This window comes from Thiovibrio sp. JS02 (genome assembly GCF_053485635.1).
The window spans coordinates 3,107,502-3,125,771 of sequence record NZ_CM130715.1; the positions used below are offsets into that span (position 1 = coordinate 3,107,502).

The window sequence follows — 18,270 nt, forward strand, 5'->3', positions numbered from 1 at the left end:
GGCAGGCCCGTTGACATGCCCTCCTCTCTTCTCAGGCGGCTGCGCGGCCTGTTCGCTGCCGGCTCCGACCTTGCGGGGCGCTTTGCCCTGTTCAAGGCGGTGCTGGCGGCCAACAACCGTACCCTGGAAGCCATGACCGAAATGGGGGAAAAGCTTGGCGGCGACTATCTCTTTGACGTCAATTACACCCGCCGCGCTTATCAGGAGCTCCATGGGGCGATCTCCGACTCCCTTGCCAACTTCGCCCGGCTCACCGACAACCGCTACCCCGCGCTTGTCGAAACCCTAAACCGGATCGACACCCTGGTGCAGCGGATGCTTTCCGGCAACGGGCCTGCCTCTGCGCGGCTGGTGGTATTTTATCCGGAAATCACCTGGGATCTGGCCGAGGAGGTGGGCGGCAAGAACTACCACCTGGCCGAACTGGCGAACAGCCTGAAGCTCCGGGTGCCCGAGGCCTTTGCCGTCACCACCGCCGCCTTCAGTGCCTTCATGCGCCACAACGGTCTGGAAGAACGGCTGGCCGGCCTGGACGGGGTCGATGCCGCGGCGATTGCCGACCTGCGGGCGAAGATTCTCGCCGGCAGCTTCCCGGAGGATTTCCGGACCGACCTTGCCGCCGCCCTCGACACCATGAAAAAACGGCTCGGGCCGAACGCAACCCTGGCGGTGCGCAGCAGCGCCGAAGAGGAGGACGGCGATTTTTCCTTTGCCGGCCAGTTCGAGACGGTGCTCAACGTGCCCTGTACCCCGGCCGCGGTCGAAGCCGCCTATAAAGAAGTGGTGGCCAGCCTTTTCCAGGAAAACGCCATCAGCTACCAGCGCCAGCTTGGCTATGCCCCGGGCCGCTTGATGATGGCGGTGGGCTGCCTGGCCATGCTCGACGCGAAGGCGAGCGGCGTCATCTATACGGCCGCAGGCGGCAAGGACCGGAGCAGGCTGGCGATCAGCGCCGCCTGGGGCCTGGGCAAGGGCGTGGTGGATGGCCTGACCGACGCCGATCTCTACACGGTGGCCAAGGGCGAGGAGCTGACAATTCTTGAACGCCGCATCGGCGCCAAGGCGAAGATGGTGGTCAACCTCGGCGAGGGCACCGAAATCGTGGCCACCCCGGCCAACCTGCGGGAACTCGCCTGCCTGAACGATGGGGAGATTCTTTCCCTGGCCGCCCAGGCAAAGGCCATTGAGGATCATTTCCGGAACCCCCAGGATATCGAATGGGCGCTGGACAAGAGTGGCCGTTGTCACCTGCTCCAGGCCAGGGCCCTGCGCATGGATGGGCCGGAAGAAGAGACTGCGCCTGAGGAGCGGCCCGCGACAACGGGCTTTCCGGTGCTCCTGGAAAATCAGGGGACCGTGGTGCAGCGGGGCACCACTGCGGGCAAGGTCTTTGTCCTCCAGCGCCTGGACGAGCTGGCCAAGATCCCCCAGGGCGCCATTCTGGTGGCCAGCCATGACTCCCCCCACTTCGTGCAGGCCATCCCCTTTGTCAACGCCATCATCACCGAGGTCGGGGTGCCCACCAGCCATATGGCCGCGATCTGCCGGGAGTTTGCCGTTCCCGCCGTGGTCAACACCGGCGTTGCCACCCGCCTGCTCCGGACCGGGCAGGAGATAACCCTGCAGGCCGGCGAGGGCGGCGAGTTTACGATCTATGCCGGCCTTGTCCAGGGGCTGCTCCGCAAGGAGCGCCAGACCGGGGCAAGGCTCCGGGAGTTGTACGAGTTCCGGCGACAGAAGTATATCATGCGCCACATCGCGCCGCTGAATCTGGTCAATCCTCTCAGGCAGGACTTCAGCCCGGAGAAGTGCAAGACCGTGCACGATCTGGTCCGCTTCGTGCACGAAAAATCGGTGCAGGCCCTGGTCGCCACGGCCGAACACCAGGGCAAGTCCTGGGTTTTCGGCGGCCGGAGCGCCCTGCGCCGCCTGGCCCTGCCCTTGCCTGTCCAGCTTCTCATGATCGATCTCGGCGGCGGCCTGGAAGATTCGGCTGGCAAGGAGGTCGGCTTTGCCGGGATCGCCTCGCTGCCGCTACGGGCCGTGCTCGCCGGCATGCTGACCCCCGGCGTCTGGCAAAACGAATCCGTGCCGCTTCAGGCCGGCGACCTGCTTGCCGGCCTGAGCCGGGCCGCGGATCTCACCGCCGCAGGCGGACAAGCCGGCTTCAACCTGGCCCTGGCCAGCCGGGAGTATGTGAACATGAGCCTGCGCTTCGGCTACCATTTCAACATGCTGGACAGCTACTGCAGCGACACCCCGCGCAACAACCATATCTACTTCCGCTTCGTGGGCGGCGCCGCCGCCATCGCCAACCGTTCCCGCCGTATTGCCCTCATGGCCATGGTCCTGGCGGACCATGGTTTTTCCTTGCAGGAGAAAGGCGATCTTCTGGTCGGCCGCCTCTCCGGCCTGAGCCGCGGGGAGATCGAAAAAATACTTGCCGGAATCGGCCGCTTGCTCGCCTATACCCGACAGCTCGACGCCCGTCTTGATTCCGACGGGCAAGTCGCGGTCCTGGCCCGCCGGTTCCAGGCCGGCGATTACCGCCTCGACCTTTAAGGTTCAGGCGTGATAAAAGCGCAGGCTTGGCAATTCCACGGCGGTGAGCAGGTTGCCATAGGCGGCGCCGGTGTCGATGCCGATCTTGTTGGGGGTGACGAGGGGGGTGGCAAAGGGGGTATGGCCGAAGATGATCCGCTTGCCGTAATCCCGCTCCTCGGAAAGAAAGGGCTCCCGCACCTCGCAGAGATCGGAGATGTCCTGCTCGCTTACGGGCTGATCAAAGCGGAGGCCGGCATGCACGAAGATGTAGTCGTCGGTTTCCCAGTAGGGAAGAAGGGTGTCGAGAAAATCCCGGTGTTCGCGGGGCAGAAAGGCGAGATCGCCGAGAGCGGCCAGGCTGGCGCCGCCGTAGCTCTCCAGGGTATTCTCCAGGCCGAGCCGGCGCAGATAGGGAAGCAGGGCCGGGTCCTTGCCGCGATGGTATTCGAGGAGCAGGTATTCATGGTTGCCCATGATGGCCTGCAGGCGGACCCCGTCCTGCCGCAGGCGGCAGAGCTGCGCCAGCACCTCCCGGGCGCCGGGGCCGCGGTCGAAATAGTCGCCCAGGGTGACCAGGGTGTCGCGGCCTGCCGCAAAGGGCAGCCTGGCCAGCAGGGCGGCGAGCTTGTCCGCGCAGCCGTGGATGTCGCCGATGGCAAAGATTTTTCCGTCCCTCATCCACTTCCCTTGCCGCGTCTCAGAACCGCGGCGGCCCCAGGAGGATCATGTCGGCGATGGTCTTCTTCACCTTGGGCATCTGCCCCTGCTCCCTGCCGAGCAGCTCCTGCTCCAGGGCGACCAGGCCGCGCAGGAGGGGGGCGCGTTCCACCGTCGGCACCGCCGGCCGGCCGGCCACCAGCTCCTGGCAGCGGAAGCAGCCGGGAAATTTCTTGATCTGGCCGTTGGGAAAGGTGAGGCTCGAAGGCACCCCGTGCAGCCGGCAGATCATCAGCCGGTGCCTGTAGAGGCTGCAGCGGCCCTCCTCGTTCAGCGGGCACATGAGCCGGGGCCGCTCATCCTTTTCCTGGGCTTCGAGGCTTGCGGCCGCATAGTCGGCGGCCCGGTTTTCCAGGAGTTTGCGCCGGGCGGGGGCAAGCTCCATGAGTCCCACCCAGAGATAGGCCCACTCCGCATAGGTATGGTGGAGAAAATAGGAATCGCAGCAATTGTCCGGGCAGCCTTCGCAGGAAAAATCGAGCTGCCTGGCCACGATGTCGTAGGCACCTTCCATCCGCGCGTAGAGATCGGCCATCCGGGCCGCGAATTGCGGTTGCAGAATCGGGGTTTCCATGCTTTCTTGTCCTTCTTGAGATTTACAAAAAACAACTCTACCCGAAAACACGCATTCCTTCAAAGGGTTATGCGAATCCGCCGCGACAGCGGCATATTCCGCACATGAGCTGGAGCCCCCATGAGCCTGCCCTGTTTCAAAGCCTACGATATCCGCGGCCGCGTCCCGGACGAACTCAACGAGGAGCTGGCCTTTTTGATCGGCCAGGCCTACAGCGCGCGATTTTCCCCGAAAAAAGTGGCCATCGGCCACGACATCCGCCTCTCAAGCCCGGCCCTGGCCAGGGCTCTGGCCGACGGCTTTCTCGCGGCCGGGGTCGATGTGGTCGATCTGGGCCTCTGCGGCACCGAGGAGATCTACTTTGCCGCCTCCCATCTGGCCGTGGACGGCGGCATCATCGTCACCGCCAGCCACAACCCGGCCGACTACAACGGCATGAAGCTGGTGCGGGCCGGGGCCCGGCCCATCTCCGGAGACACCGGCCTGAAAGAGATCGAGCGGCTGGCCGAGGCGGGCAAAAGGATAACCGCGGCCAGACCCGGCAGCCTCAGCACGCTTGACGACAAACCCGCCTACATCGAGCACCTGCTTGGCTATATCGACAAAAAGGCATTGAAGCCCTTGAAAATCGTGGCCAATGCCGGCAACGGCTGCGCCGGCCCCATCATCGATGCGCTGGCCGCGGCCTTGCCCTTCGAATTCCTCCGGGTGCAGTGGCGGCCGGACGGCACCTTTCCCAACGGGGTGCCCAATCCCCTGCTCCCGGAAAACCGAGACCTCACCGCGCGGGCGGTGCGCGAACATAAGGCCGACTTCGGCCTTGCCTGGGACGGCGATTTTGACCGCTGCTTTCTCTTTGACGAAGAGGGCGAATTCATCGAGGGCTATTACATGGTCGGCCTGCTGGCCCAGGCGATCCTGGCCAGAAATCCCGGCGCCAGGATCATCCATGACCCGAGGCTGGTCTGGAACACCAGGGAGATGGTCGCCGCGGCCGGCGGGGTGCCGGTCATGAGCAAGACCGGCCACGCCTTCATCAAGGAGCGGATGCGGGCGGAGGATGCCGTCTACGGCGGCGAGATGAGCGCCCACCATTACTTCCGCGACTTTGCCTACTGCGACTCCGGCATGATCCCCTGGCTGCTGGTCGCCGAGATCCTCTGCCTGTCGGGCCAACCCCTTTCCCGGCTGGTGCGGGCCCGGCAGGAGGCCTATCCGGTGAGCGGCGAGATCAACAGCCGGGTGGCGGACCCTGACGCCGTCATTGCCCGGGTGGAATCCTTTTACGAACATACGCCGGGCCAGAAGGACCATACCGACGGCTTAAGCTTCACCGCCGAGCGATTCCGCTTCAACATCAGAAAATCAAACACCGAGCCGGTGCTGCGCCTCAATGTGGAAGCCAGGGGGGACAGGGCGCTGATGGAGGCAAAAACAGAGGAGCTGCTCCACCTGATCCGGGGCTGAACAGGGCGCGATCCGCGCCCTTGAAAAACAAGCCACAGAGTGGTAGCTCATTGCTTGACGGATACTTTTTTTTGCTGCTAGAGTGAATATTGTCCACAATGAGAATAATTACTACAGCAAGGACGCCTTGATGAAAAAAGCCCTGTCCGCCGGTCTGCTCGTTTGCCTCTGCGCCCTCTCCCTGCCCGCCCAGGCCCGGGCTGCAAACTGGCTGATGCAGCAGGGCACCGAACCGGACAAGGCTCCGGCGGTCCGTCTTTACGGCAATGTGACCGCCGACTACCAGTACACCGAGGACAGCCATCTTTCGGTGGGTCCCTGGACCGGCCAGAAAGCGGTTTTCAACCAGATCGGCCCGCGCCAGGCTTCCGCTTCCCAGCTCACCCTGCGCAAGATCCGCTTCGGCGCCCGCGGCGTCACCCCCGACCCCCGCTTCAACTACCTGATCATGGCCATGGCCGGCGACAACGACGTAACCCGCCTCGACGAAGGCGACAGGGTGAGGCTCCTCGACACCAGCCTCACCATGAACGTCATCCCCCACGCCCGGCTCCGCCTGGGCATGTTCAAGTATCCCGGCGCGGAAGAAGGCCTGCAGTTCAACGCTCCGGGCTCCTACGTCAATCTGAGCAACATGAGCGCCCAGCTCCTCCAGGAGCGCTTCCACGACAACGACGGCGCCAACCCCCAGGACCCGAATATCCCCGGGGCCTGCAGCACCTTCCGGGACATGGGCGCCATGCTCTTTGATTCCTTCCGCACCGCCACCTGGGAGCACACCTATGCGGCCATGGTGGGCAACGGCCGCGGTGTCAGCACAGGCGGCGGCAGCCCCGGGGAGGATCTCTATCTTTACTGGTCCTCGGAATACGTCTTTGCCGGCAAAGGCATGAAGCAGGAAGGCCTGAAGCTCTTTGCCTGGCTGCAGGACGGCGAACGGACCATCAAGGCCGGCGCCCTCCAGACCCGGCAGGACTTTGAGCGCAACCGTTTCGGAGGCGGCGCCGCTTACCGGCAGGGGAATTTCCGGGCCACCGTCGAGCTGAGCAAGGCTGAGGGCATGATTCCCAACAGCGTCGACTCGGGCGGCATCCCGGGATCCCTGGGCGACAACGGCACCATCTCCTCCTACAATCTGCTTCCGGAGGAAGACGCCCTGGGCTGGTACCTGGATCTCGGCTATCAGGTGTTGCCCGGCTGGTGGCTGGACGTGCGCTACGACCGTCTGGACCGCGGCACCGAAATCAGCGCCAACGAACGCAGATTCACCACCCTCACCCTGGGCAGCCATTACTACTTCACCCCCAATACCAGGCTGATGCTGAACTACGAGATCCGGGACAATGAGGCGCCCAACCTGGCGGACAGCGCGGCGCAGAACAACGTGCTCGACACCTATGACGACCGGGTTTCGGCGCAGCTCTTCTGGATGTTTTAAGACCCCTTTTCACAATGCGGGCCAATAAGGAGCCCTGGTGATCTTGTTGATGGATATCCGCGCCAAAGCCATCCTCTCGGTGATGCTCACCATCACGGTGCTGACCGGGATTTTTCTGTTCATGAGCATCCAGCAGCACAATGCCCATTTGAAAGCCGTGCTGCAGACCAAGAAGGACAGCGCCCATTTCCTGGCGGAAACCCTGCAGGAGCAAGTGTTTGCCGCATACAAATCCCGGGTCGTCAGCCTGGCCACCACCAAGAAAAACGTGATCGAGGCCTTTGCCCGGCGGGACCCGGAGGCCCTCTATCAGGCGACCCTGCCCTTTTACACGGCGATCAAAGGCGAAAACCCGTTCTTCGTCGTCATGCATTTCCACCTGCCGGACAACAGCTCGTTTCTGCGCATGCACCTGCCGGCGCTCCACGGCGATGACCTGAGTGAAATCCGCCCCATTGTCCGCGAGGTGAACAGAATCCGCAAACAGCTCTCCGGCTATGAGGTGGGGAGAAAAGGGCTTTTTTACCGGGTTGTACAGCCGGTATTTCACCAGGAGCAGTATATCGGGGCCCTGGAGTTCGGCATCAGCTACGAGCAGCTCATTCACCTGCTGCAGGAGCGGATCAGCCCCGAGATCGCCGTTGCCGTCAGCTCCGCGGAGTGGGAGAAGGCGACCCTGGCCAGAGGCAACAATATCGAGCAGGGGGAACACACCATCCTGCCCACGCGGAACGGTATTTTCCGGAAAATCGCCCCCCGGCTCGACCTGGGCGGAGGTTCGGAAACCCCGGTCACGGTGGACGGCAGGCAGTATATCCTCTTCTCGGATATCGGACTGGCAAACTACCGGCAGGAGCCCGTTGCCAGGATTCTCGTCGCCATGGAGATCAGCGGCGAGCTGGCCCGGGCGAGAAATTTTATCATCAAGGTCGTCCTGATCAGTGTTTTTCTCCTGCTTTTCGCCAGCCTGGTGCTCTACTTCAGTTTCGGCCAGCTGCTGAACCGGATCGTGGGTCTCAACCGCTCCCTGGGGCAGAGCAACCAGGATCTCACCAATGCCAAGGCCTATGTGGAGAATATCCTTGCCACCATGAGCGACGTCCTGCTGGTGACGGAAGCCGACGGCACGGTGAGCAAGGCAAACGAGGCGCTCTGCGGTCTGCTTGGCTGCACCGAGGCGGAGCTGCTCGGCCAGAAGATTTTTTCCTTCCTGGAAAACCCTGCCGACCTGGCCGCGGAATTCACGCGCTGCCGGGCCGGCGCCTGTAAAATCAACAAAGCCGAACGCACACTTATCACCAGGGAAGGAACCCGCGTGCCGGTCCTTTTTTCGGCAACCTCCCTTCTCGACCAGGAGGGCAACCTCATCGGCATCGTCTGTATCGCCACCGACATCACCGAGCGCAAAAAGGCGGAAACAGCCCTGCGCGAAGCCCACGACCTCCTGGAAGAGCGGGTCATCGAGCGCACCAGGGAGCTGGCTGCGGCCAACACCGCCCTGACCCGGGAAATGGCGGAGCGAAAACGCGCCGAGGCCGAGTTGCGGCAGGCCCAGAAAATGCGGGCCATCGGCACCCTGGCCGGCGGCATCGCACACGATTTCAACAACATCCTCACCGCCATCATCGGCTATACCCAGCTGGCCCTGGAAAGCGCGACCTCGAACGCGACCCTGCGCGGCTACCTGGACGAAGTCTTCACCGCCGGCCTCCGGGCCAGGGAACTGGTCCAGCAGATCCTCACCTTCAGCCGGCAGAGCGAACAGGAGAAAAAGCCCATCGAGATTCACCTGATCGTCAAAGAGGCCCTGAAGCTCCTGCGCGCCTCCCTGCCGGCCAACATCGAGATCGTCCAGAATATTCCCGCCGACTGCGGGCCGGTGCTCGCCGATCCCACCCAGATCCACCAGGTGGTCATGAATCTCTGCACCAACGCCTACCATGCCATGCAGGAAAAGGGCGGCACCCTCACGGTTTCCCTGGCGCCAACGAGGGCGGAGGATATTTCCCCGCCCCTGCCGCCGGGAGATTATCTGCAGCTGATGGTGCGCGACACCGGCTGCGGCATGGACACAGCGCTCCTGGAACGGATCTTCGAGCCCTATTTCACCACCAAGGAGGCCGGCAAGGGCACCGGCCTCGGCCTGGCGGTGACGCACGGCATCGTGACCAGCCATGGCGGCCAGATCCGGGTGGTCAGCACCACGGGGCTGGGCAGCACCTTCAGCATCTATCTGCCCCGGCACATACAGACGCCGGCGGAGGCGCCCCAGGAAAAAGAGGCGGCAACGGAACTCCGGGGCGGCAGCGAACGGATCCTGGTGGTGGACGATGAGCCGGAAATCGTCCAGCTCCTTGAGCTGTTTCTCAAAAATTTCGGCTACCGGGTCACCGGCCTGACGGACAGCGTGGCAGCCCATGCCTGGTTCAGCGAGCACCAGCGGGAGGTGGATCTGGTCATCACCGACATGTCCATGCCGCATCTCACCGGCAAGGAACTGGCCGTGAAAATACTGAGCCTTCGGCCGGAGCTTCCCATCATCCTCTGCACGGGCTTCAGCGAGGTGATCAATGAGGAGAGCGCCAAGAAACTCGGCATCCGCGCCCTCATCCTCAAGCCATTCCAGGAAAAAGAGGTGGTCAGCCTGGTCAGGGAGATCCTGGACGCGAGACGGCCGCGCCTCTGAGCCAGCGGTTTTCGGATCGCCCCAGCCCGCGCCGCAACGTCTCAAACGCAAAAACCCTCCGCCTGGAGGGTTTTTGCGTTTGTATCGGCAACTTTCCTATCAGAGCGCGTCGATGATCGCGTTAAAGGTTGCGCTGGGCCGCATGGCCCGGACGGTCTTTTCCCGGTCCGGCCGGTAATAGCCGCCAAGATCGACAGGGCGGCCCTGGGCGGAATTCAGCTCGGCAACGATCCTTGCCTCATTGTCGGCAAGGGCCTTGGCCACCTTGACAAAGCGTGCCGCCAGCTCCGGCTCCTTGCCCTGCGCCGCCAGGCTTTGCGCCCAGTAAAGGGCCAGATAGAAATGGCTGCCCCGGGTGTCCAGCTCCCCCACCTTGCGGGAGGGCGACTTGCCGTTTTCAAGAAAGACGCCGATGGCCTGATCCAGAGTCTCGGCCAGAAGCAGCGCCTTTTCGTTTTTAAAGGTGCCGTGGATATGCTCGAAAGAAGGCACCAGGGCACAGAATTCTCCCAGCGAATCCCAGCGCAGATGCCCTTCCTTCAAAAACTGCTCCACGTGCTTGGGCGCCGAGCCGCCGGCACCCGTCTCAAACATGCCGCCGCCGTTCATGAGCGGCACGATGGAAAGCATCTTGGCGCTGGTGCCGAGCTCCAGGATCGGGAAGAGATCGGTGAGATAATCGCGCAGGACATTGCCGGTTACGGAAATGGTGTCCTCTCCCCTTCTGATCCGCGCCAGGGAGATGCGCATGGCTTCCTCCGGCTGCAGGATCCGGATGTCGAGACCGCCTGTATCGTGGTCAGGCAGATATTTTTTCACCTTGGCGATGAGCTGGGCGTCATGGGCCCGCTTCTCGTCCAGCCAGAAGATCGCCGGGGTGGCGGTCGCCCTGGCGCGGTTCACGGCGAGCTTGACCCAGTCCTGGATGGGGGCGTCCTTGGTCTGGCAGCTTCGAAAAATGTCGCCTGCCTCCACCTCCTGGCAGAGCAGATCCTCGCCGGAAGCAGCGTCGCGCACGCGGATCGTCCCTTTGCCGGGGGCGAGAAAGGTCTTGTCGTGGGAGCCGTATTCCTCGGCCTTCTGCGCCATCAGGCCGACATTGGCGACCGAGCCCATGGTGGCCGGGTCAAAGGCGCCATGCTTCCGGCAATCGTCAACCACCTCCTGATAGATGGTGGCATAGCAGCGGTCCGGCACCATGGCGATGGTGTCGTGCAGCTTGTCGTCCGCTCCCCACATCCTGCCGCCGTCGCGGATAAAAACAGGCATGGAGGCGTCGACGATCACGCTGTTGGGCACATGCAGGTTGGTGATCCCGCGGCTCGAATCCACCATGGCAAGTTCGCAGTTTTTCTTATAGACCGCCTGGAGATCCGCCTCGATCTCGGCCCGCTTCGCTTCCGGCAGACCCTGGATCTTGGCGTAGAGGTCGCCGATGCCGTTGTTGACGTTGACGCCAAGCTCCCGGATGACCTGGGCGTGCCTGGCGAAGACCTCCTGATAGAAAACCGAGACGCAGTGGCCGAACATGATGGGGTCCGAGACCTTCATCATGGTCGCCTTGAGGTGCAGGGAGAGCAGCACGCCATCCTCTTTTGCCGCCGCGATCTGCTCGGCATAGAATTTCCGCAGGGAAGCCACCTGCATCACCGCGGCGTCGACAACCTCCCCGGCCTGGAGCGGGGTCTTCTCCTTGAGCACCTTGCTCGTGCCGTCAGCACCGTGGAACTCGATGCGCACCTCGCACGCCCTGGCGACGGTGACGGACTTTTCGCTGCCGTAGAAATCGCCGCCGGCCATGTGCGCCACCCGGGATTTGGAGTCGGCCGGCCACGGCTTCATCAGCCGATGCGGATTCCTGCGGCCGAACTGTTTTACCGAGGCGGCGGCCCGCCGGTCGGAATTGCCTTCCCTGAGCACCGGATTCACCGCGCTGCCGAGTACCTTGGCAAATCTGGCGGCAAGCGCCTTCTCTTCCTCGTTTTTCGGCGCCTCGGGATAGTCGGGGATGTTGTAGCCCTTGTCCTGCAGTTCCTTGATCGCCGCCTTGAGCTGGGGCACCGAGGCGCTGATGTTGGGCAGCTTGATGATATTCGCCTCGGGCTGCTTGGCGAGCTTGCCGAGTTCCGCGAGATGATCCGGGATCCTCTGCCCATCGCTCAGGTTTTCGGGAAAGTTGGCGATGATTCTGCCGGAAAGGGAGATATCCCTTGTTTCAATGGCAAGGCCCGAGCCTTTGGTGTATGCGGTAAGAATCGGGAGCAGGGAATAGGTCGCCAGCGCCGGTGCTTCATCAACTTCGGTATAGATTATCTTCTCTGTCGCCATGATTTTTCCTTCGTTCTTGATGCTTGAATCGACTGTCCGTATATGAACTGAACAGGATTAGCATATACCGGAGGCGATTGCAAACTCCATCTTCTCCTCCTGCCGCTGCGGGCGGAACCGCGCCCTTTTCCCGGTTGCGCCCGCCATCTCCGCTGTTGCTTTTTCACCTGTAAAAAACTTACAATGGGAGTGCTTCCCCATGGCGGCCCACGCCGGCAGGAGGCCGGGGAGGACGACGGATGGCGGATTTTGCCTGGCAGGATGCGTTGAGCATCGGCAACGAGATGATCGACCAGGAGCACCGGAGGCTCATCGCGCTTGCCAATGAAGTGCTCCGCTTCGCGAACCGCGGCGAAGGGATCGAGCGGATCAAACAGGCGGTGGTCGCCCTCTATGCGTACGTCAATACCCATTTCCGCCATGAAGAAGAGTACATGGCCTCCATCGGCTATCCACAGCTTGCCGAGCACAGGATCCTGCACCAGGACATCATCCATGAGATGAACACGATCATGAAACACAGCGGCAATCTGGATGCCCTGAGCTACAAATTAAAACGCCTCATGCATGTCTGGGTGCTGGAGCACATCGGCACGGAAGACCGCAAGATTGCTCCGCCCCGGCGAACCGAGGGCGCGGCGGGCGGGGATGCACCCTGACCCCTTGTTAACCCCGTCACCCTGCGAGGGAGTCCTCCATGAAAACATATTTCGCGCCGGCGGAAAAAGCCTCCTCCGAACAGCTGCGGCACGAGATCAACGCCATCAGCAACAGCCCCATCGTGAACGCCCTGATGCGGTCGGTCAGCGGCCTGTTGGCCGTGGTCAACGACAAACGGCAGATTCTGGCGGTGAACGATTCCCTCCTTGCCATGCTGGGCATCGAGGATGCCGGAAGCGTTCTCGGCCTGCGTCCCGGCGAGGCGATCAACTGCATCCATGCCCATGAACCGCCCCACGGCTGCGGCACCACCAGGTACTGCTCCTCCTGCGGCGCCGCCATCGCCATGGTCACCTGCCTGGCGGACAAAGGGCCGGTGGATCAGAAATGCGTGGCCACCGTGCGGCGCAACGAGCAGGAAAGCGATCTCTGCCTCAAGGTGCATGCCTGCCCCATGGAGATCGAGGGGCTGAATTTCATCCTGCTCTTTCTCCAGGACATCACCGCCCAGGAACGCTGGGCCTCCCTGGAGCGCAGCTTTTTTCACGACCTCAACAACATCCTCGCCAGCCTCATTGGCGCAAATGAGTTGCTGCTGCTCGATGCAAAGGAAGACAGCAACACCCTTCCTCTGGAGATGAGACATCTGCTCGGCCGCCTGGAAAAAGAGATCGCCATCCAGCGCGCCCTGGTGCTTGCCGATTACCGGAACTACCAGGCCAAGCTCGCCCCGGTTTCCTGCGAACAGCTTCTGCTCGAAGCGGCCCGGAGCCTGACCGCGCATCCGGCCGCGAAAAACAAACGCCTCAGCCTGCCGGAAAAGATCCCGGCCATCACCATCAACACGGATGCCTCCCTGGTGAATCGAATCCTCACCAACATGCTGCTCAACGCCTTCGAGGCCTCGCCAGAGGGGGAAGAGATCCGTCTCGGCTTTCAAGAAGAGCAGGAGCGGGTCATCTTTACGGTCTGGAACTCCGAAGCGATCGCTGCCGAGGCGCAGCTGCGCATTTTTCAGCGCCATTTCAGCACCAAGGATGGCGACGGCCGGGGCAGCGGCACCTTTGCCATGAAACTTTTCGGCGAAACCTTTTTACACGGCGCCGTGGATTTTGTATCTTCAGCGGAACAGGGCACCACCTTCCGCTTCGCCCATCCGGTTTGCCCTGGACCCCCTCAGCCCACGGAGGCGCGCAAATGCTCATGACCACCACCCCCGGCCTCGACGGCCGGAAAATCAACGCCTACCTGGGCGTTGTCACCGGCGAGGCCATTGTCGGCGCCAACATCTTCCGGGATCTCTTTGCCGGCATCCGCGACATCGTGGGCGGCAGATCCGGCGCTTACGAAAAGGAGCTGCGCAAGGCGCGGGAGATCGCCTTTGCCGAACTTGAAGCCGCCGCTACCCAGCTCGGCGCCAATGCCGTTGTCGGTGTTGATATCGACTACGAAGTGCTGGGCGAGAAAAACGGCATGCTGATGGTTTCCGCCAGCGGTACGGCGGTGCGCATTGACTAGCCCGGAGCAGCGCCTGCCCTTGCCGGCTGGAGAGATGGAGCAGCAAGGGGCCTGCACCGTTTGCGGGGAGGTTTTTCCCGCCAATGACCTTGCCTGGACCGGCAGCGGCCTGCTCTGCCCATTCTGCCTGGCGGAAAAAGAATCCTGCGGCTGCAGCGATTGATTCCTCATCCCAGAGCTGACCTAAACCCCATGAGCAATAAGCCCCATACCGTTCCGCCCTTTGTCATCTATCTTTTCCTGATCATCGGCCTTTTGTCCGCCGTGGCCTTCCGGCTGCTCACCATCGTCAACACCTTTTATCCCGCCCTGCTGCGGCCACTCTGGTATTTCGGGGTAATCGGCTATATCCTCTTTTTTGCCTACCGCTACCATATTTCCGAAAAGCGTAAAAAAGCGATCCGGGAAAACCGCCTTCTGGAAAAAATCCGGGCCGCTGCCCCGCTCGACCGCGAAGACAGGGAGCTCATCGAGTACGTGCTTTCCTCCATCAGCAAATCAAAGGAAAACATCAACTATCTCTTCATTTTCGCCCTCTCCATCGTGGCGGTGGCGGCCGACATCCTCCTGGCCCTGTACGGGTTCTGACCCTGGCGGCTCCGCCCGCCCGGAAACGGCTAAAGACCTTGTTTTTTCCCTCTTTTCCGGTATAAGATTGGACCAATTGTCGCATCTCTCCCGATAAGGGTTAACAACACGGGCTCCGGTCATGAAAAAAATTCTGGTGGTGGATAACCACCCGGTGGTCTTAAAGCTGCTCGTTGATTTCTTAAACAAAGAGGGCCATCAGGTGACCACCGCCGAAGACGGCCTGCACGCCTTGGAGATTCTCAAAAAAACCAGGCCGGACATCGTCTTCACCGATCTGGTCATGCCCAACATCAGCGGCGAAAAGCTCTGCCAGGTGATCCGCAGCCGGCCCGAACTGAAATCGACCCGGATCATCATCTACTCCGCCACGGTGCTGGAGGACGAGCCCCATATCCTTAAAATCGGCGCCGATGCCTGCATCGCCAAGGGTCCCTTCAAAACCACCGAACGCTATATCGCCAAGGTCATCGAACACATCGACAACAATACCCTGGCGGAAATCGCGGGCATGATCCTGGGCGGCGAAGATCTTTTCAAGCGCCACATCACCTCGGAGCTGCTCTTTTCCAAACGCCATTACGAGATCATCTTCGACAGCATGCCCGAAGGGGTTGTCGAGTTCACCTTCGACGGCAGGATCTTCCATGCCAACGCCGCGGCCGTCGCCCTGTGCGGCCTGCCGGAAGAAAGCCTGCTCGCCTCCAATTTCCTCGATCTCTTCAGCGCCAAACAGCGTACGCGCCTGCGGTCCCTGCTCGAACATATCGCGGAATATCCGACTGTTATCGACGAAAAAAGCCCCGCTCTCTTGAACGACAAACAGGTGGCGATCAATTTTCTTCCCATCAAGGATGAAGACCATGAATTCATTGTCGCCATCATGCGCGATCTCACCGAAAAAATTGAAACCAAAAAGGCGCTCGCCGATTTGCGCCATCAGCATGAGCGCATCTTGAACGCGGTGGGTGAAGGCATCTTCGGCCTGGACCCGGAAAACCGCATCTCCTTTGCCAACCCGGCGGCCCTGGCCATGCTCGGCTATGAGCAATCGGAGATCGTCGGCCACAGCCTGCACGGGATTGTCCACTCCTGCTCCCCCGGGGAAGAGGCGGAGGCGGAAATATGCCCTGTTTCCGCGGCCGGCCGCGACGGCATCCTCCGCAAGGGCACGGAAACCTTCTGGAAAAAGGACGGGACCAGTTTTCCGGTGCGCTTTACCAGTACGCCGATCCTCGACGAGTTTGAAATTAAGGGCGCGGTGGTCACCTTCGCCGATATCACCGAGCGAAAAAAATGGGAGGAAAAATTGCGGGAATCCGTGGTGACCGATGAGCTCACCGGCCTCTTAAACCGCCGCGGCTTCATGTCCTTTTCCGACAAGCTGATCAAGATCAGCGCCCGCGACAAGATCGACCTGCTCCTCTTTTATATCGACTTCGACAACATGAAGTGGATCAACGATACCCTGGGCCATCAGGTCGGCGACCAGGCCCTGGTGGAAACCGCCATCCTTCTCCGCGACACCTTCCGCCTGGCCGACGTGGTCGGCCGCATCGGCGGTGATGAATTCGTCATCCTCTGCACGGACAACTCGCCCCTGGGCACCGAAGAAACCATCGCCCGCCGCCTTGCCGAAGGCATCGCCAGGACCAACGGCAACCCCGGCCGCCTCTATCCGCTTTCCTTGAGCTTCGGGGTCGCCCGTTACCGGCATGGGGAGCCATGCTCCATCGGCGAGCTGCTGAGCCGCGCGGATCAAGCCATGTACTCCACCAAGGAGGAGAAGAAGAAACAGCACAAAGAAGGCTATAAGCACTAACCCTCTCTCCCCCGCCTGGCCAGAGGAAATTTTTTTTCTCTTTTTTTCAGTGGATTTTGCCCGAATCTGCCTTATAGTAAAAATTATCAAAAATAAAACAACGGTGCAAAATGGATATTAAAATCGATAAAAATGTCGTGGAATTCAGGCCTGCCGATGCCCAGGAAACCGCGGCCATGGAAGCATTGTGGCGCCTCATGGTGGACTGCCTGCGGGAGAACAAAAAGCTGGTTCCCATGGGCGAGTACATTCCGAGCAAGGCGAATCTGGCCCGTTTCGTCATCGAGGGTATTCCCGGCGGCCCCCACCGGTGAGCCGCAAAAAATACCCCAGCCGTCAAGAAATGATCATTCATGCAGGATAACGACTTGGACTTATCCGAATAACAGCGCAACGAAAAGGAGAACACCGATGGACAAGTATGAATGCCCCTGTGGTTACGTCTATGACCCGGCGGAAGGTGATTACGAGCACGGCGTGGAAGCGGGCACCGCCTTTGCCGATCTGCCCGCGGATTGGGTCTGCCCCAAATGCGGCGCTGAAAAAGAGCATTTCTACAAGATCTGATCCCCCCTGGAGACAGCCCTTCCTCCCTTGCCCCGGGAAACCCGCCTTTCCGCATGGGGTTTCCCGGGGCATTTTTTGTCCCCTTGCGGATCCCGCCTTTTCTTCTCATAATCTTTACAGTCCGGACAGGCGCGTCCGGAAAAGAACCGGAGAGGAAACATGCTTTTTCTGATACCCGCGCGGCGGAAAATTGCGGATACCCGAAGGGGAGATCGACCATGAAAAGCTGTGGCAGGAGGGCTGGCCTTGGCGGGAACCATTAAGATCCTGGGCGCCGGGCCAGCCGGCCTCACCGCGGCCATCGTCCTGCAGCGGGCCGGCTTTCGGGCGGAGGTCTACGAGAAAAACAGCGATGTCGGCCGCGTTTTTTACGGTGACCTGCAGGGCCTTGAAAACTGGTCCGAAGAGCGGGACGTGCTGGAGGAGTTTCAGTCCCTGGGCCTTGCCGTCAACTTCGACTGTACTCCGTTTTCCGCCCTTACCGTCTACAACGGCGACCGGGAATGGCGGTTCAGCGGCACCCGGCCCGGCTTCTATCTGGTCCGGCGGGGGGCGAAACCGGGCAGCCTGGACCACGGCCTTAAGGAGCAGGCCCTGGCCGCCGGGGCGACCATTCATTTTGGGAAGCGTCTTTCCGGGCCAGAGGCGGCCATCGTCGCCGGCGGCCCCCGCCTCAAGAACCGCTTCGCCGTCGCCAAGGGCATCGTCTTCAAAACCGGGCTGCCGGATTCTGCCTACGGTCTGGTCAACGACAGGGCGGCCCGCAAGGGATACGCCTATCTCCTGGCGGCCAAGGGCTGCGGCTGCCTCTGCACCGTGCTTTTTGACCGATTTTCCGAGATAAACCGATGCCTTACGGAAACGGAACGGCTTTTTCGCACGGTTGTCGATTTCGAGATCAAAGAGCCGAAAAAGGTGGGCGGCCCGGGAGGCTTTCTGCTTTCCCCGGTCTTTGCCCAAGGAAAGCGCCTTCTCGTTGGGGAGGCAGCCGGGCTGCAGGACATGCTCTGGGGGTTCGGGATCCGCTCGGCCATTGCCTCCGGCGCCATGGCCGCGCAAAGCATCATCGCGGGCGGAAGCTACCCGGACGCCGCCCGGCGCCGTTTCTCGGCCCGACAGAAGGCAAGCCTGGTCAACCGCTATTTCTGGGAAATTTTTGGCCGCGGCGATTACCGCGCCATCATGGACCGCATTGGCCGCACCGGCGATATCGGCAAATTTTTCCATGACTTCTACAATCTGAACCTGCTGCACCGGCTTGCCTATCCTTTTGCTTTTCATTATCTGAAAAAGAGGTACAATCTCTTTTCGATGGACGGGCCGCCAGAAGCAGACCCGTTGTGAACATTGCAGCGCAAAAG

At 61.5% G+C, this 18,270-nt stretch carries 16 protein-coding genes; 13 read left to right on the forward strand and 3 right to left on the reverse strand.

Annotated elements, in window-relative coordinates; genetic code table 11:
• Window positions 1-15 precede the first annotated feature (15 nt).
• The gene (locus ACUUL3_RS14215; RefSeq protein ID WP_448552417.1) at window positions 16-2,562 is read left to right on the forward strand and encodes a PEP/pyruvate-binding domain-containing protein; all 2,547 of its coding nucleotides are present in this window, start codon (window positions 16-18) and stop codon (window positions 2,560-2,562) included.
• Between the two features lie 3 nt (window positions 2,563-2,565).
• Here ACUUL3_RS14215 and ACUUL3_RS14220 read toward each other — a convergent pair whose 3' ends face one another.
• Together ACUUL3_RS14220 and ACUUL3_RS14225 are read right to left on the reverse strand one after the other, a co-directional pair.
• The gene (locus ACUUL3_RS14220) at window positions 2,566-3,222 is read right to left on the reverse strand and encodes a metallophosphoesterase (RefSeq protein ID WP_448552419.1); all 657 of its coding nucleotides are present in this window, start codon (window positions 3,220-3,222) and stop codon (window positions 2,566-2,568) included.
• A gap of 19 nt (window positions 3,223-3,241) precedes the next feature.
• A complete protein-coding gene (locus ACUUL3_RS14225) occupies window positions 3,242-3,835 on the reverse strand; it encodes a hypothetical protein (RefSeq protein ID WP_448552421.1) in 594 nt (197 codons plus the stop codon).
• Window positions 3,836-3,955: 120 nt separating this feature from the next.
• Between ACUUL3_RS14225 and ACUUL3_RS14230 the strand changes: the two genes are divergently transcribed.
• The 3 genes from ACUUL3_RS14230 (at window position 3,956) to ACUUL3_RS14240 (ending at window position 9,426) form a co-directional block, all read left to right on the forward strand.
• Complete coding sequence (locus tag ACUUL3_RS14230; RefSeq protein ID WP_448552423.1) at window positions 3,956-5,302, forward strand: phosphomannomutase; 1,347 nt, start codon at window positions 3,956-3,958, stop codon at window positions 5,300-5,302.
• Between the two features lie 130 nt (window positions 5,303-5,432).
• Window positions 5,433-6,740 carry a porin gene (locus tag ACUUL3_RS14235; protein WP_448552425.1) on the forward strand — a complete coding sequence of 436 codons (1,308 nt, stop codon included), beginning with the start codon at window positions 5,433-5,435 and terminating at the stop codon, window positions 6,738-6,740.
• Between the two features lie 37 nt (window positions 6,741-6,777).
• Window positions 6,778-9,426 (forward strand): ATP-binding protein, encoded by a 2,649-nt coding sequence (locus ACUUL3_RS14240; protein WP_448552427.1) that lies wholly within the window; start codon window positions 6,778-6,780, stop codon window positions 9,424-9,426.
• Between the two features lie 99 nt (window positions 9,427-9,525).
• Here ACUUL3_RS14240 and ACUUL3_RS14245 read toward each other — a convergent pair whose 3' ends face one another.
• The gene (locus ACUUL3_RS14245; protein ID WP_448552429.1) at window positions 9,526-11,754 is read right to left on the reverse strand and encodes an NADP-dependent isocitrate dehydrogenase; all 2,229 of its coding nucleotides are present in this window, start codon (window positions 11,752-11,754) and stop codon (window positions 9,526-9,528) included.
• 239 nt (window positions 11,755-11,993) lie between these two features.
• Here ACUUL3_RS14245 and ACUUL3_RS14250 point away from each other — a divergent pair, with 239 nt between their 5' ends.
• The 9 genes from ACUUL3_RS14250 to ACUUL3_RS14290 all read left to right on the forward strand — a co-directional run bounded on the left by ACUUL3_RS14250 (window position 11,994) and on the right by ACUUL3_RS14290 (window position 18,253).
• Window positions 11,994-12,413, forward strand: a complete 420-nt coding sequence (locus ACUUL3_RS14250) for a bacteriohemerythrin (protein ID WP_448552431.1) — start codon at window positions 11,994-11,996, stop codon at window positions 12,411-12,413.
• Window positions 12,414-12,451: 38 nt separating this feature from the next.
• A complete protein-coding gene (locus ACUUL3_RS14255; RefSeq protein ID WP_448552432.1) occupies window positions 12,452-13,621 on the forward strand; it encodes a sensor histidine kinase in 1,170 nt (389 codons plus the stop codon).
• Window positions 13,612-13,932, forward strand: coding sequence for a heavy metal-binding domain-containing protein (locus ACUUL3_RS14260; protein ID WP_448552434.1), 321 nt, complete (start codon window positions 13,612-13,614; stop codon window positions 13,930-13,932). Before ACUUL3_RS14255 ends, ACUUL3_RS14260 begins: the two co-directional genes overlap by 10 nt.
• Window positions 13,925-14,095: a hypothetical protein gene (locus ACUUL3_RS14265; protein WP_448552436.1), complete on the forward strand. Its 171-nt coding sequence runs from the start codon at window positions 13,925-13,927 to the stop codon at window positions 14,093-14,095. Before ACUUL3_RS14260 ends, ACUUL3_RS14265 begins: the two co-directional genes overlap by 8 nt.
• A gap of 29 nt (window positions 14,096-14,124) precedes the next feature.
• Complete coding sequence (locus tag ACUUL3_RS14270; protein ID WP_448552438.1) at window positions 14,125-14,520, forward strand: hypothetical protein; 396 nt, start codon at window positions 14,125-14,127, stop codon at window positions 14,518-14,520.
• Between the two features lie 121 nt (window positions 14,521-14,641).
• On the forward strand, window positions 14,642-16,342 hold the full coding sequence (locus tag ACUUL3_RS14275) for a diguanylate cyclase (protein ID WP_448552439.1): 1,701 nt from the start codon (window positions 14,642-14,644) through the stop codon (window positions 16,340-16,342).
• A gap of 110 nt (window positions 16,343-16,452) precedes the next feature.
• Window positions 16,453-16,656 carry a hypothetical protein gene (locus ACUUL3_RS14280; protein ID WP_448552441.1) on the forward strand — a complete coding sequence of 68 codons (204 nt, stop codon included), beginning with the start codon at window positions 16,453-16,455 and terminating at the stop codon, window positions 16,654-16,656.
• A gap of 97 nt (window positions 16,657-16,753) precedes the next feature.
• Window positions 16,754-16,909 (forward strand): rubredoxin, encoded by a 156-nt coding sequence (locus ACUUL3_RS14285; protein ID WP_448552443.1) that lies wholly within the window; start codon window positions 16,754-16,756, stop codon window positions 16,907-16,909.
• Window positions 16,910-17,155: 246 nt separating this feature from the next.
• Window positions 17,156-18,253, forward strand: coding sequence for an NAD(P)/FAD-dependent oxidoreductase (locus tag ACUUL3_RS14290; protein ID WP_448552445.1), 1,098 nt, complete (start codon window positions 17,156-17,158; stop codon window positions 18,251-18,253).
• Window positions 18,254-18,270: the final 17 nt, after the last annotated feature.